Here is a 14,391-nt window from a genome sequence, read left to right as displayed (position 1 = left end):
TACATAAAGCATAAGAACATTTTCTGTGAAAATTTGGAACTTTTTTGCTTCTGGGTCGTATTTATAGGTGAGTTTATTAAGCTATTATTTTTTCAGAAAGAGGGGGAAAGTATGACGGCATACGCTTTAGAAGTACAATCGTTGACGAAGGTCATTGGTAAGAAAAAAGTAGTAGATCAAGTTAGTTTCAGTGTGAATAAGGGGGAAATTTTTGGACTATTAGGCCCTAATGGTGCAGGAAAAACAACCATTATTCGTATGATTGTAAGCTTAATCAATCGAACAGACGGAGCAGTAATCATAAATGGAAATAACCTTGATGAACAATTTAAAGAGACAATGAGTGAGATGGGTGCCATTGTTGAAAACCCCGAGTTTTACAAGTATATGAGTGGGTACAAAAATTTAAAGCATTATGCAAATATGGCACTTAAAAAAGTGTCAGATGAACGGATTAATGAGGTTGCTAAATTAGTAAAATTAGAAGATGTCATTCATCAAAAGGTTAAAACATATTCCCTTGGAATGAGGCAAAGGCTCGGAGTGGCTCAAGCGTTATTACATAATCCGTCACTGCTTATTCTAGATGAGCCAACAAATGGATTGGACCCTCAGGGTATTAGAGAATTCAGAGATTATTTACATATGCTTGCGCGTGATGGAATTTCAGTCCTCGTTTCCTCGCATCTGTTATCTGAAATGCAGCTTATGTGTGATCGATTTGCAATCCTTGAAAAAGGTAAGCTCATACATATTTCTTCCATGAAAGAAACGATGGAAATCGATGAAGCGAAAGAAGTCGTCTTTGAGGTGGACAACTCTGAAGAAGCAGTAGAGGTTGTGAAAGAGAAAATGGAAGCTTTAAGCGTCAAAGTACTCTCAGACCACCAGTTCTCGGTCAACGTAAACCGAGCTGACATAAGTACAATTAATAGGACATTAATCTCAAATGATATCAATGTCTATGGCATTAATAGAGTAGAAGCTTCACTTGAAGACCGCTTTTTTGAAATAACAAACAAAGGCGCAAGGGAGGAAGTGAAATGATTTCCTTAGTCCGTAATGAACTTATGAAACTGTTCCAAAAGAAATCGAGCTGGATCTATCTCATTATCATTGTAATAGGGGTCATTGCGAGCGGTATCATATACAATGCAGCTACAGGTGAACAAGATGATAATTGGAAGGCGAGTATGAAGGCAGAAATTGAGCAATTACAGAAGGAAGCAAATGAGGCACCAAAAGAAAAAAAACAATTTATTAACAATGAAATTGAACAAAAGCAGAAAAGTCTTGATGAAAACATTAACCCTACCGCAGTAAGTAATTGGCATTTTATGAATGATGTTATATATGGTATGACTACGCTGGTGACGTTACTTGCTGTAATTGTATGCAGTGCAAGTGTGTCTTCTGAATTTGCTGATGGGACAATTAAGCAGCTGTTAATTAGGCCACATCCAAGATGGTCCATTCTACTTTCTAAATATTTATCATTGATCATTTATTCATTAATTTTAGTCGTAACACTCATTGTTTCTGGCTATCTAGTTGGATTAATCACATTCGGTAATGGGGATTTTTCAGCTAAATTCTTTGAATATACTTTAGAAGGAGAAAAGGTAGCGGAACTAGGTCCGCAGTTCTTCTTGAAGATGGTCTATTACCTTCCAAGTTTGTTGATCATTACAGCAATTGCCTTTATGCTCTCCACATTATTCAAAAGTCAGGCGTTGGCTGTCGGTATTGGAATCTTTGTATTATTTGTATCTTCAACACTAGGCGGATTAATTGTCTTTTTGGCAGAGAAATACGAATGGGCAAAATTTTTGATCTTTCCGCATCTCGATTTAACGGTTTATGCGCTACAGGATCATATTTTAGGAGATATTACATTGCCAATATCGCTGTTAATCTTATCCGTGTATTATGTAATTTTTATGATTCTTACTTTTGTCTTCTTCCAAAAGCGAGATATTAGTATATAAGAAGAATTTGTGCCACAAATTGGTTTGCCTTTTGTGGCACTATTTTATAGACATAGATGATCTTGAAAATCATTAGGGGGAAAAGAAAGTGCCAGAAAGGTCTAATAGAAATATTTTCATTGGGATATTAATTTGTTTAATTTTCATTGCGTTGAAACCTGTTCCATCACTTGATGTAAACCAAATGCCCGACAACCACTCTCATGATTCTTATCAAGTTGTGGATGAAGGGGAGCGGGTAGTACAACTCGGAGAGAATCGAATTGCAATAATAGAAACAAAGCTTCATTCAGGTAATAGAGGAGATATACTCATATTAGAATTCAATGAGGAAAAGAAGATATTTGAAAAGATAGGAAAAGATAATTATCTAGAAGACTTCCATATGGAAACATGGAGTACAAACGGAAAAGAAAGTGAAGAATCGAGATGATGTCTATAGATACATAAAGTGCTAGTTAATAATACGAGGGGGTATCTATGAGTAAATCAATAAAGTTCTTTGGAATCTTTATGTTATTCGTATTGATTGCTTGTTCCAATCAAAGTGAAGCGGTTTTCACAGATGATATTCAAACAAAAATTAAAGATCACATCGGGTTTGACGTTTCTTTCCCAGATATAGATAACTATAAAGTAAATAATATTAGTTTGGAATACCCACCTGAGATTAACCCAGGCGAGCCAAACGGAGACCGCCATGTTGTTTTAGTATCATATGCAGGTGAACTAGGTGAAAAATTAGAAACAAAACATGATGAACAGCAGCAAGAATATATTTATGGTCCTTATGAAGGAAAGCCAAACATAAATGTGTCAGTTAGTAATTTTAAAAACAGTATGAACAACTCAAAGGTAAGAGATATGAATGGCGTAACCGTAGAGTACATTGAAAAGAAACAAAATAACAATCACATTTTATCTAGTTCGTTTAACGTAAAAAACGGTTCATTTCAAATGAACTTCCACTTAGATGAAAATTTTAAAATTAATGATGCATGGAATTATGTTGAAAAGATAGTTAAAGAAAACAAATAACGAATAGGAAGTATTACAATAAAAGCTCCTTTAAGTGAGTGGAGGATCTTATGAACATGATTTTCTTTTTAGTATTTTATATTTTAGTCATTCCGATATCTGTTCTTTTGCATGAAATTGGACATGCAATAGGTGTCCTACTGTCGTCTAATTCCAATGCGATTGTATTCCTCGGACCAAATGACCGTTCAAATCGTGAGTCCTTCAAGCTTGGTAGGATCCGCTTCCATATTAAGTGGGCTTATTTTGGATCTATTAGAACCGTAGAATATCCTCTAAGTTATAGACAACAAATTATCGTCGCTGCAGGAGGTCCGATTCTGTCCTTCATCCTTGCTACATTAACGATCATCCTATCTTTCTCTCAGTTAATGGATGGTTCGATGAGAAATTTCGTTGCTGCTATTAGCTTGTTTAATTTCTATTTGTTTTTCATGACCATTATTCCAATCCGATATCCTAATTGGATGAAATCTTACGCGGGCTTACCATCTGACGGACTTAGAATTATTAATGCGATTAAAGGCAATAAAGCTACACCTATATAAATTGGAAAAAATTGAAACCTTACACCATCTATTTTCGTAAAATCATTAAATACATAAAAGGTGGGGGTTACATGAGATATTTATTTATTCTAGTTACGATTGCTTTTAACGGTGCCGTATCTTGGTTGTTTTCTAAGCTAGTAGGATGGAGTTTCATGGAGTCAATGTTTCTATGTGGTTTACTAATGTTTGGAATTGTATGGTTCGTATTGTTAGGGTTAAATCGATCGACCAATATGATGGATGCAACGATTAAAGGGACTACTGGGATTAGTACAGGGGAAATGAAGACTTTTAAGATTCAGTTTAACCCATTCATGATCGGATCTATTGTGTATTTGCTGACTAGTGGTGTAATTACATTTATCTACTATCTACCTTATTTTACTTCATAAATCATAAAGCGCTCTTCATTCTGGAGAGCGCTTTGCAGTCATTAAATAGGAGTAAGAATAAATGACACCTAGTAGGTAGAGTAGAATGGCAAAGTATGCAGGAGCCAGATGATACTGATCAACATAACCGATATGATAATGGATGCCGATACCAGCTGCAAACCCAGGAATGCCACCTACAGTCAATGTCCACCAAATCCACTTTTCTCCCTCGCGAAATCCCCACATGGCTATAAGCATGATTAAAATTCCTGCTGAAATTAATGCACCACCGAATCCTGCACGGTCATGAGCGATTAAAGAAATGAATTGATGATTGTGTTCGTGAATTTCATTTGGCTCTAGTTGTAGAAATCCGAGATCCTCTTTCACGAATACATCGGTCACCCCAATAAATGAAATGACCATTCCCGCAGTGAGGAAAGCTCCTCCAAGTATGATGAACATCGTCTGACCGAACTGACTCTTCCGCCAGGCTCTACTATTATGGAGGTTTTGGCCATGACTTCCATGCGGCATGTTGCGCGTTTGAATAAAGCCATAGATGAAAAAGGGTAATATTAATGCGTTGTACAACAAATGAATGGGATCAAGATAGCCGAAACCAATGAAATAGAAAAAATTTAAGAATCCTAAAGTTGCAGCAATGTAAAACACCTTTCTAGCCCAGTGCTGACCGACTCGTATTCCGAAATAGGCGAGCATCATGTATAGAAAGCCAGCTGATATCATTACGCCGGCAAGACTAATCCGGTCATGAGACATAAACTTAAATAAGTGCTCACTGAATTCTTGAATTTCTTCCTTAGACATACCGAGAAAGCGCTCATCTGGAGCGAGAAGAACATCTGTTAACCCAACGAATGAAGCAATGAACCCAGCTAATAAAACGCCAAAACCCATTAAAAAACTTGCGAACCAGCCCTTTTGATTTAGAGGAGATTCCTGATATCTATATGCTATTGCTTCATTTATTCGTTTCGGCAGCCCTGGTCCATAAAAGATAAAGCCACTATGTATGTTTACTAAATCAGCCCCAGCATCAATTAAATCTAGTGCATCTGAAGGCTGATGCACTCCACCGGAAGCTATGATCGGTTTGCCAGATGGTTGAACGGTTTTAATCATTTCTATTTTCGTCTCTAGCTCAAATTGTCCAATCCGGTTATGAACGCCTTCCGGTAAGTAGATACCGTCAAAATCTTCTATTTCTACCTCATCCAATTGTTTTTGATCACTTACACCGACAAAGATAGGCGTAGAAGTCGCTTCACGAATCGCAGGGAGATCTATCGTTGAGTCAACGACAAACCAATCGGCAAAAGGCTCTAACTTTTTAATAAGCGTAACGATCTTCCCAGTAGACTCGTCACTAATTTTAATTAGAACTGGTATGTCAGGGGCTGATCTAGATAGCGCATCAATTGTATTCTCAACCCCAAGGTTTTCATGAAGATGGCTGTATCCGATTTCTTCTCCTTTTTTATGTAAAACGATTTCCTGTTTTGTTGCGGGTTCAAGGCTTATAGGTCCAACTTCTAAATAACCAAATCCCAATTTAGATAATGCACGTGTGCCCTCAAGTTTAGGGTCAACTTGTCCACTTACTCCGATTGGACTTGCAGTTTCAACACCACAGATATGTGCAGAAATTGCTTTGGACGGAGCCATATGTCCGAAAAATTCAATGATATGATGACCAAAAGGTAAGGTAACTAAACGGTTCATTGTTTGGAGTGTGAGAGACCTCGCTTTTCTAGGTGTGAGTTTAAATAAAGCCGGTTTAAAAAATGTATGATACGACCAATCTGGCATAAACTTTCGCTCCTTCCATCTATATTGTAAAAGAATCTGCATTGATCATGAAGAACTTTATTGGAAATCATCCACTTTGATTGTAAAAAGTGTTGTATAATAGGAACAATTTTACATAAGGGGTGTTTAGGGTGGAGAAAAAAGAAATATGTAGGAACTTACCTACGTTAGAAACAAACCGTCTTACGCTTAGGAAGGTAAGTATAAATGATTTAGAAGATATGTATGAATATGCCTCGTTAGACGAAACTTCAACACATGTGACGTGGAATACCCATCGCTCAATTAAAGATACCGAGCAATTTCTTAACATGACTTTAGAACAATATGAAAAGAATGAAGGGCTATTCTGGGGTATTGTAGACAAAGATAGCCAAAAAATGATCGGCACAATCTATTATGTGTCTTGGAATTCAATACACAAAGTCGGAGAGCTGGGCTACGTCATATCACCCCATTACTGGGGAAAAGGACTAATGACTGAAGCTGCGAAAGAAGTAATTCGATTTGGGTTTGAGGAATTAGGAATGGTTCGTATTCAAGCAAGATGTTTCATTCAAAATGTAGGTTCAGAACGAGTCATGCAAAAGTCCGGTATGTCTTATGAAGGGACGATGCGCAAAGGTTTATACGGTAAAGGCAAGCATCATGATCTGAAACTATATGCGATCATTAAAGAAGATGTTCTGGAAACCGATGTATGAAGAAAGGTCTAATATTCATGTTTCTAGTATCTATTTTTCTAGTAGCATGTGGGAAAGATTCTAATGGGTATTGGTCAATCGAAGATAGTGAAATAAATAAATTGTCAGAAATTCAGCAATATGTAGCAGAATTACAATCCGAAAGAATTGATTATCGAGGATATAAAATATTCAACATAGCTGAAGGTAAGAAGGCGGTGGTAATATCTACTGGAGAGAGCTTTAAAAAGCTTCGTATTGCTAAAATGCATCAGTCCAGTAAAGATACAGCAGTGACCATTGCGAAAACAGAAGATCATTCTAACTATAAAAATTCATATATAGTGGTGGGTATAGAGGAAATCGTAGGCGCATTCTTTGTCTTTGAACGTGATGAATTACAAGAAATAACGGACTGAAATTAAATGGAATCATTAGTGTTAAGGAGTCTAGCATGAATATTGAATATATATTAAAAGATTTAAGTGAGCATCATATTATTGATGGTGTGGACATTCAATTTAAGAAATTAAATGGAGGAACGAATAGTCAAGTCTATCTGCTACACGGTAGTGAGGAATATGTCGTCAAAATTAACGAAGCTAATATCATAGGTTCAGAGTCTTTCTTTCTTGAACACTATCGACATCTTTCTCTATTGCCAGAACCGATTTACATAGACCCCTTGAATCGTTTCTTAGTTTATTCTTTTATTTCTGGATCCGTTTTTCATGTTAAAAAAGAAGATCTGCTTACGCAATTGATTACAGATTTCATCAATTATTATAACCATTTGTCTGAATATAAAGGCTGGGGATGGTTAGATGAACCAGTGGAAACGTGGGAGGAGTTTCTTTTACAAAGAGTTGATGGAGCAAGAGAGATACTGGCTTCAACATTAGGTGAGGAAGATATAGAAATGGTCGTGGATATCCTACAACAACCTGACCGATATGAGGCGTTAGATGTGCCTTATATCATTCATGGAGACTGTGGTGTTCATAATTTTATTTGTTCAAATGGAAAATTTACAGGAGTCATTGATCCTACTCCTATTCTTGGAGATCCATTATATGATTTAATTTATGCTTTTTGCTCTTCACCAGAAAATCTAACGATAGAAACCATCCATTCTGCGGCTTCTAATCTAGCGATAGGAAAACGTAGTGAACCATTTTTGCATGAGGAAGTTTTAATTGGACTATTTCTTAGACTTGCTACTTGTGTGAAGCATCATCCAGTTGATCTAGAAAAGTATTTGTTAGCCTGGAAATATTGGAAGGATGTAGTAAAGACCTAAAAATTTAACTACAGAAAGGATCATACATATGAAAATTATTGAAGGTAACAGAAGTTTTGATTTAAATGAATTTCTAAAAAAACCATTATTTGCTCATTTATCTACTATGTCCGAAGAGGGACCGCGAGAATCTCCAGTCTGGTTTTATTGGGAAGATGAATGTATATGGATTATTGGAACGCCTTCATCGGACAGTTTTCCTAAGAGAATAGAGGAATTTCCTAAATGTGCAATCGGGATTGTGGACCTCGACCATACAACTGGGAAAGTGATGCATGCTGGATTTAGGGGCAAAGCAACTGTTGAAACTTTTGATGTTGAAAGAGCAAAACGACTGTTGTCTCGTTATTTAGGGACAAATGAAGAGAACTGGGATCCTAGATTCAAAGGATTAGGAGATAGCAATGTCCTGATTCGATTTGAACCTGAAACAGTGGTCGTACGAGATCAATCCTTTGAACCCAGTATTAACAAATAGGTTGGAGTGTACAGAATGAAAGTGATTACGTTATGTGGCTCAACTAAGTTTAAAGAGCAGTTCAGAGAAATTGAGGCGTTACTGACTTTACAAGGGAATATTGTGATTAGTGTTGGATTTATAGATGAATTAGAAGTTACTGACGAACAATTACAAATGTTAAAAGCATTACATTTCCGAAAGATTGATTTGGCTGAAGAAATTTATGTAATTGACGTAGATGGTTACGTTGGAGACAGTACGAGAAAGGAAATTAAATACGCAAAAGATAACAATAAGCTGATTCATTATTACTCAAAAGGTTACCAGTAACGAAATCATCTTTAGGAAGAAATGATATGGGATTAGGTAGTGTATTTGTCATTGTGTTAGTACTAATATTTGTCGTGAAATGGATCAGAGCTGTTAAAGAAAATACAGATAGGCAAATCGAACAGAATGAAGAGATCATAGCACTGTTAAAAGAACTAAATTCAAATCCCAGAAAATGAGATGTAGAGGTGAAAAATGGAAAAAGTAATAGAATACTATAAGCAATTTGACGAGTGGGGCCGGCTTGACAGGCAACCAATAGAATTTCAAGTGAATTTACATTACATAAAAAAATACCTACCTTCAAGCGGGGCAATACTCGACAACGGTGCTGGGCCTGGAAAGTACTCTATGGAACTAGCAAGAAGCAGTTATGAAATTACATTAACCGACCTAACACCAAAATCTGTTGAAGATGCTAAGAGAAAAGCTAAAGAGTTTAATTTAACCGAGAAATTCGATGGCTTCCATGTGGCGGATGCACGTAATTTAAAAGTGTTATCGAATCAGCAATTTGATGCGGCTTTAATGCTTGGTCCTTTATATCATATACAGGAAGAACGAGACCGAATTCAAGCAGTTAAAGAATTATATCGAGTTACGAAGAACGAAGGACTCGTTTTTGTTGCTTTTATGCCCCGGGTAAGACATATATTCACTTCTTTACAGTTCCCTGAAAATTGGAGACCAAATAACTCAATGGATGCCATCAATCGATTTGATCAAACCGGGTGCTTTAATCATTTAGATGAAGGGCGCTTTACAGGTGCTTATTATTTTAATATTGAAGATATACAACCATTTATGGAAAGTATAGGTTTTAAAACAATTGAATTGATTGGTTCAAATGTTGGAGCTTCTCTTTCAGAAAGAGAATGGAATTATTGGTGGCAAAAAGGGGAGCAAGAAAAATTATTAGAACTCCTAATTGAAAAAGCAAGAGATCCTTATTTGTTAGGATCATCCTCTCACTTATTGTATATAGGGAAAAAGAAGGGATAATTACTTCATTTAACATGAACTTCACTACTTAAGGAGGAAAACATGCAGAATCCCATTTTAATAGATGTAGCAAAAGAGTTGGAGACTGAGCGATTGATCTTACGTATGCCACAACCAGGTGACGGAGCTGCAGTCAATGAGGCAATTAGGGCATCCATTAAAGAAATGAAGCCATGGTTACCATTCGTTCAAACGACTCCAACCGTAGAGGAAACCGAAAGTAACCTTAGAGAAGCTTATAGTCATTTTGTTAAGAGAACAAGCTTAAGGTATCTCATATTCCGAAAAGATAACAATGAGTTTGTAGGTTCGACAGGATATCACAACATAGATTGGGATGTGCCCAAACTTGAGCTCGGCTATTGGATTGATACAAGATATGCTGGTAAGGGTTATATGACAGAAGCGATACAAAAGCTCACGGAGTATGCACAACATGATTTGAAAATGAGAAGAGTAGTTATTCAATGTGAATCCGAAAATAAGAGAAGTCGTTCTATTCCAGAGAAGCTCGGGTTCGAATTAGAAGGCATCTTAAAGAACGATGATTTATCTGTAGACGGCAAACGTTTAACAGATACATGCATCTATGCAAAAGTGAGGTAACTTAAGTAACATAATAGGAGGTCATTATGGGAAATATCATTTTATGTGGTGGTGGGAGTTTCAATCAGACTTTTGCAGTGAATAAGGCTTTTGTTGATCAACTGGACCGAACTAAACCATTATTATACATACCGATAGCCGGTGACCCGAACTTCAGACCATACGAAGATAGTCTTGACTATGTAAGAAGTACATTCGAACCCTTAGGCATAAACAATATCATCATGTGGACGGATGTTGAGCAGAAAACTGTGGAAGATCTAAACCAGTATTCAGGCGTGTACATTAGTGGAGGTAATCCATTTAAGTTACTGGATGCTTTTAAGAAATCAGGGTTTGATGCAGCGTTAATCCATTACTTTGAAAATGGTGGAACAATATATGGTCAAAGTGCTGGAGCATCGATCCTAGGTGAAGGTCTAGAACACTTATCGGAAATGAATTTAAACATTAGTGGTAAAGCATGTTACATTGGTTTAAATCTAGTAAATAATTATTTAATATGGAGCCATTACAAAAGTGATGACGATACATTTATACAGTCATACGTTAACAAACATAAAAAACAAGTGATAGCTATACCAGAAGGTACCGCTATATTTGTACAGAATTTAGAAATGAAGGTGATAGGAACCGATTCTATCTACTTAATTTCTGAAAGAGGAAAAGCCGATATTGAACCTTCGATGTTGGATTAATCTATTAAATAGACATCACCACTTTTTTAACACCTTTCTTTATAAGAAGGTGTTTTCTTATTGTCAAAAATATTGGCATTAATTACAAAAAAAAATTCTCCTCATTTGAAGATTTTAGCTGTATAATTATCTTGCTATACAGATATTTACAACAAATGACAAAGAAAGGAGGAGATAGGTACTGTGAACAATCAACATTTACAACTGAATGAATTGATACATAAAAATGAGAAAAAGTATTTTTTATTGGTCTTATTTATTAGTATCAGTGCATATATATTTTTAGCTATCTCCATTATAGGAATCCTTATTGCTTTATTATTGGTTGGGTTGTCCTTATTTTTTCATACAATCATGATTGGTCAAATTCGTACAAATGCCGTCAAATTGAGTGAAAAACAATTTCCACTTGTATATCAAATGTCAAAGGAATTAAGTGAAAGAATGGGAATACCTAATGTTCCAGACATTTATGTAATGGAATCAAGTGGAGCATTAAATGCCTTTGCAACACGTTTTTTTGGTAAAAATATGATTGTTCTGTATTCAGAGATATTTGATTTAATCGAGAAGGAAGCAAATGATGAACTCAATTTCATCATTGCGCATGAGTTAGCTCATATTAAACGGAATCATATTTCGAAATACTTGTTCATATTACCTGCTATGTGGATTCCTGCTGTTGCTGAGCTTTACTTACGTGCTTGTGAGTACACTTGCGATCGAATGGCTACTTTTTATACAGGAAATACTCAAGCTGCAACCAATAGTTTAACGATTCTTGCAATAGGTAAGACTTTTTATAAACAGGTCAACCATGAAGCATATCTTGAACAGTTAAAGACAGAAAAAGGCTTTTTTGTTTGGTTAAGTGAGATGTTATCAACACATCCCCCTTTACCGAAAAGAATTCATGAAATCCAAAAGTTTTTTGATGGGAAAGAAATTATTCACACGCACAAAAAAACCTCAAAAAATGCTTTAATCGTAATCCCTTCTATTGTTCTAATCATAGGTATACTCGGAGTTGGAACATATTTCGTTGCTGAACGGTTTCAATTCACAAGTTTATTAAGTCATCTTGAAGAAAGCATCGGGATGATTAATGAAGAGCCCCCAGAATTAATTGATGCTGTCGTGACGGGAGATTCTGCAAAAGTAATTTCGTTAATTGAGAAGGGTACGGATATACAATTAGAGGATAGTCAAGGACTAACACCTTTACATTGGGCGGTACAAGATGGCAACGAAGATATGGTTAAGATTCTGATTAACAGTGGAGCGGATCCGAATGTTGAAGATTTTTATTTTGGGTTGACACCAATGATGTCAGCGGCCGAATTCGGAAATTCAAATATCATTAAAATGTTGATTGAGGCTTACGGTGACTTAAATGGGAAGGATTACGAAGGGATGAACGCTTTGTTCTATGCGGTGTTCAGTGATAATCCGGAAACAGTCAAACTACTAATCGATCAAGGGGTAGATCTCGATACGCTTGATTCTGAAAATATGACTGCTCTTATGCATGCTATACAACTTGGAAACAGAGATATTATAAATATATTAAAAAAATCAAGTAATACAAAAAAGGGAGAATGAAAACAATGGTTACACAACCTGCTGGATTTTGGAGAAGATTATTTGCATCAATTTTAGATGGCATCATTATTGGTATACCAGCCGCTTTGGTTGGTTACCTTATTGTCGGCAATATGGAGGAGAATTTCATTACGGGTATTATCGAATTCTTATATACATTACTCGTTCCTGTTTTTTGGGTGGGGTATACAATTGGTAAAAGAATTCTTGGTATTCGTATTGCGAAAGTGAATGGTAATAAGGTTGGAATTGGAACAATGTTGATGCGCACAGTCGTATCTGCGTTAGTCTATGCAGTCACTTTAGGGATAGGATTAATCATTAGTGCGTTCATGGTAGGATTAAGGGAAGACAAAAGATCCATTCATGACTTTATTGCAGGTACGTATGTTACCCACGAAAAACCGTAATAACAAAATTTACGAAAAATCTTTTGGCGAGATACTCTTTAGTGAGTATCCGCCTTTTTAATGAAAGATAAATATTAATTATAAGAGGTAGAAATGAAAAAGTTAAAGTTCATTCAAACTATACTGTTAACGATCATGTTTGTCGGAACAGTTAGTTATAATGTTTATGGTGATCTATAATGATATAGATTCTTCATTTGCTACGATGTTCGTAATAGGATATGTAATGTTTATACTCACATACAGTCTAGGTTTAATTGTCATGATTTTAGTAAACCTAAAATATTACAAACCGAATCAATTAATGAAAAGATTGTTGACCTTTTTCGTATGGTTTATTTTGTTGAGTGCGACAGGGCAATTATTCAATTATGTTTTTGGGACTAAAGCAATTAATCTATATGACATTGGTGTTCCTTTAGGAGTCTCCATGGGAATTGCCTTTTCGGATTTAATGTTTATCAGATTAAAAAAATAAATGAACCTACTTATACCTTCCTAAATCTTCAAACGGTTCCTCTCTCAATAAGTGCTGTCTGAATTTCTTCATGTAATACTTCTTCTTTTAGGGCTTGTCGAAACAGATTCTGTCCTACTTTTACAAGTGGGATTTCAATCGTCGTGATATTCATTACTTTGGCAATTGGTTGGTTATCGAAACCGACTATTGCTAAGTCTTCAGGAACAGAGATGCCTTGTTTATGACAACAAGTCAATATGCCAGCTGCTACTTGGTCACTTGTCACTAGGAGAGCTGATGGGGGGGTTGTCATTTCTACTAACGAGTTGACGACTTTTTCACCATCCTCGAAATGAAAGCAATCACTAAAGACATAATGACTATGAAAAGGTTCATTCAGCTTTTTGAGAAAATCATTATAAGCACGTTCCCTCTGGTGACTGTTCGTACCTGAGCTTCTACCTATACAGTAACCCATCTTTCTATGTCCTTTTCTATGTAATAGTGCTAGAGCTAGCGTGAAACTTTGATAATGGTTAACAAATGTTGAAGATACCACTTTTCCTCTCGCATCTTCACAAACGACAACAGGGCCATATTCATTATAACGTTCAATGGTATCCCATTCCGTAATACGAGAACAGATGATTAACGCATCAACTTGTTTATGTTTCAACATATCAAGTGCTTCTTTTTCTTTTTTCGGTTCGTAGTTTGATTGAAAAAGGACTAATTGATGATTATGATTGAGTGCTTCCGATGCAATTCCTTCTAACAATAATCCAAAATAGGGATGGTTTGAAAAAGGAATGACCACTCCAATTAGATTTGTTTTTCCTTTACTTAAATGCACTGCGTTTATATTTTTTTGATAGTTGCTATGATTGATAGCCTCTATAACTGCATTCCTTTTCTCTTCACTTACATACTGTTGATCGTTCAATACCCTTGATACGGTTGTTACAGAAACGCCTGCACGTTTTGCGATATCTCTTATATTTGGCATTCAATCACCTACTTAAATTTGTGTTTGCTCTGAAACGCGTTTCATACATT

Annotated in this window: 20 protein-coding genes; 18 read left to right on the top strand and 2 right to left on the bottom strand. The window is 36.0% G+C overall.

Translation table 11 applies throughout. The annotated features are described in order from the left end of the window. The first annotated feature begins 111 nt into the window (after window positions 1-111). The 6 genes from L2716_RS11210 to L2716_RS11185 all read left to right on the top strand — a co-directional run bounded on the left by L2716_RS11210 (window position 112) and on the right by L2716_RS11185 (window position 3,969). Window positions 112-1,047 carry an ABC transporter ATP-binding protein gene (locus tag L2716_RS11210; protein ID WP_236334607.1) on the top strand — a complete coding sequence of 312 codons (936 nt, stop codon included), beginning with the start codon at window positions 112-114 and terminating at the stop codon, window positions 1,045-1,047. Continuing rightward, entirely contained in the window at window positions 1,044-1,988 is a 945-nt protein-coding gene (locus L2716_RS11205; protein WP_236334605.1) for an ABC transporter permease subunit, read from the top strand. Before L2716_RS11210 ends, L2716_RS11205 begins: the two co-directional genes overlap by 4 nt. Before the next feature lie 88 nt (window positions 1,989-2,076). Further along, window positions 2,077-2,421 (top strand): hypothetical protein, encoded by a 345-nt coding sequence (locus tag L2716_RS11200; RefSeq protein WP_236334603.1) that lies wholly within the window; start codon window positions 2,077-2,079, stop codon window positions 2,419-2,421. Window positions 2,422-2,468: 47 nt separating this feature from the next. After that, the gene (locus L2716_RS11195; protein WP_236334601.1) at window positions 2,469-3,026 is read left to right on the top strand and encodes a hypothetical protein; all 558 of its coding nucleotides are present in this window, start codon (window positions 2,469-2,471) and stop codon (window positions 3,024-3,026) included. A gap of 56 nt (window positions 3,027-3,082) precedes the next feature. Next, window positions 3,083-3,574 (top strand): hypothetical protein, encoded by a 492-nt coding sequence (locus L2716_RS11190; RefSeq protein ID WP_236334600.1) that lies wholly within the window; start codon window positions 3,083-3,085, stop codon window positions 3,572-3,574. Between the two features lie 71 nt (window positions 3,575-3,645). Continuing rightward, window positions 3,646-3,969, top strand: a complete 324-nt coding sequence (locus L2716_RS11185) for a hypothetical protein (RefSeq protein ID WP_236334598.1) — start codon at window positions 3,646-3,648, stop codon at window positions 3,967-3,969. Between the two features lie 15 nt (window positions 3,970-3,984). Here L2716_RS11185 and L2716_RS11180 read toward each other — a convergent pair whose 3' ends face one another. Further along, complete coding sequence (locus L2716_RS11180; protein WP_236334595.1) at window positions 3,985-5,784, bottom strand: dihydroorotate dehydrogenase; 1,800 nt, start codon at window positions 5,782-5,784, stop codon at window positions 3,985-3,987. A 131-nt stretch (window positions 5,785-5,915) separates the two neighbouring features. Between L2716_RS11180 and L2716_RS11175 the strand changes: the two genes are divergently transcribed. The 12 genes from L2716_RS11175 to L2716_RS11120 all read left to right on the top strand — a co-directional run bounded on the left by L2716_RS11175 (window position 5,916) and on the right by L2716_RS11120 (window position 13,353). After that, window positions 5,916-6,488 (top strand): GNAT family N-acetyltransferase, encoded by a 573-nt coding sequence (locus L2716_RS11175; protein ID WP_236334593.1) that lies wholly within the window; start codon window positions 5,916-5,918, stop codon window positions 6,486-6,488. Further along, on the top strand, window positions 6,485-6,886 hold the full coding sequence (locus L2716_RS11170) for a hypothetical protein (protein ID WP_236334591.1): 402 nt from the start codon (window positions 6,485-6,487) through the stop codon (window positions 6,884-6,886). The genes L2716_RS11175 and L2716_RS11170 overlap by 4 nt, the downstream gene beginning before the upstream one ends. 35 nt (window positions 6,887-6,921) lie before the next feature. Beyond that, on the top strand, window positions 6,922-7,767 hold the full coding sequence (locus tag L2716_RS11165) for a phosphotransferase family protein (protein ID WP_236334589.1): 846 nt from the start codon (window positions 6,922-6,924) through the stop codon (window positions 7,765-7,767). A 28-nt stretch (window positions 7,768-7,795) separates the two neighbouring features. Continuing rightward, entirely contained in the window at window positions 7,796-8,245 is a 450-nt protein-coding gene (locus tag L2716_RS11160; RefSeq protein WP_236334587.1) for a pyridoxamine 5'-phosphate oxidase family protein, read from the top strand. 15 nt (window positions 8,246-8,260) lie between these two features. Then, the gene (locus L2716_RS11155) at window positions 8,261-8,557 is read left to right on the top strand and encodes a hypothetical protein (protein WP_236334586.1); all 297 of its coding nucleotides are present in this window, start codon (window positions 8,261-8,263) and stop codon (window positions 8,555-8,557) included. A gap of 26 nt (window positions 8,558-8,583) precedes the next feature. After that, on the top strand, window positions 8,584-8,736 hold the full coding sequence (locus L2716_RS11150; RefSeq protein WP_236334584.1) for a hypothetical protein: 153 nt from the start codon (window positions 8,584-8,586) through the stop codon (window positions 8,734-8,736). A gap of 16 nt (window positions 8,737-8,752) precedes the next feature. Further along, window positions 8,753-9,559: a class I SAM-dependent methyltransferase gene (locus L2716_RS11145; protein WP_236334581.1), complete on the top strand. Its 807-nt coding sequence runs from the start codon at window positions 8,753-8,755 to the stop codon at window positions 9,557-9,559. Between the two features lie 42 nt (window positions 9,560-9,601). Next, entirely contained in the window at window positions 9,602-10,165 is a 564-nt protein-coding gene (locus L2716_RS11140; RefSeq protein WP_236334579.1) for a GNAT family N-acetyltransferase, read from the top strand. A gap of 26 nt (window positions 10,166-10,191) precedes the next feature. Next, complete coding sequence (locus L2716_RS11135; protein WP_236334576.1) at window positions 10,192-10,863, top strand: Type 1 glutamine amidotransferase-like domain-containing protein; 672 nt, start codon at window positions 10,192-10,194, stop codon at window positions 10,861-10,863. Window positions 10,864-11,046: 183 nt separating this feature from the next. Further along, window positions 11,047-12,465 carry a M48 family metallopeptidase gene (locus L2716_RS11130; RefSeq protein ID WP_236334574.1) on the top strand — a complete coding sequence of 473 codons (1,419 nt, stop codon included), beginning with the start codon at window positions 11,047-11,049 and terminating at the stop codon, window positions 12,463-12,465. Between the two features lie 5 nt (window positions 12,466-12,470). Then, a complete protein-coding gene (locus L2716_RS11125) occupies window positions 12,471-12,875 on the top strand; it encodes an RDD family protein (RefSeq protein ID WP_236334572.1) in 405 nt (134 codons plus the stop codon). Window positions 12,876-13,041: 166 nt separating this feature from the next. Beyond that, complete coding sequence (locus tag L2716_RS11120; protein ID WP_236334571.1) at window positions 13,042-13,353, top strand: hypothetical protein; 312 nt, start codon at window positions 13,042-13,044, stop codon at window positions 13,351-13,353. A 28-nt stretch (window positions 13,354-13,381) separates the two neighbouring features. On the opposite strand, the gene L2716_RS11115 is transcribed toward L2716_RS11120, so the two are convergent. Then, window positions 13,382-14,341 (bottom strand): LacI family DNA-binding transcriptional regulator, encoded by a 960-nt coding sequence (locus L2716_RS11115; protein WP_236334569.1) that lies wholly within the window; start codon window positions 14,339-14,341, stop codon window positions 13,382-13,384. Window positions 14,342-14,391: the final 50 nt, after the last annotated feature.

This window comes from Pseudalkalibacillus berkeleyi (assembly GCF_021608225.1).
Classification (GTDB): domain Bacteria; phylum Bacillota; class Bacilli; order Bacillales; family Fictibacillaceae; genus Pseudalkalibacillus; species Pseudalkalibacillus berkeleyi.
Note: the sequence above shows the minus strand (reverse complement) of the source record. Positions and strands in the feature narration are given on the sequence as shown.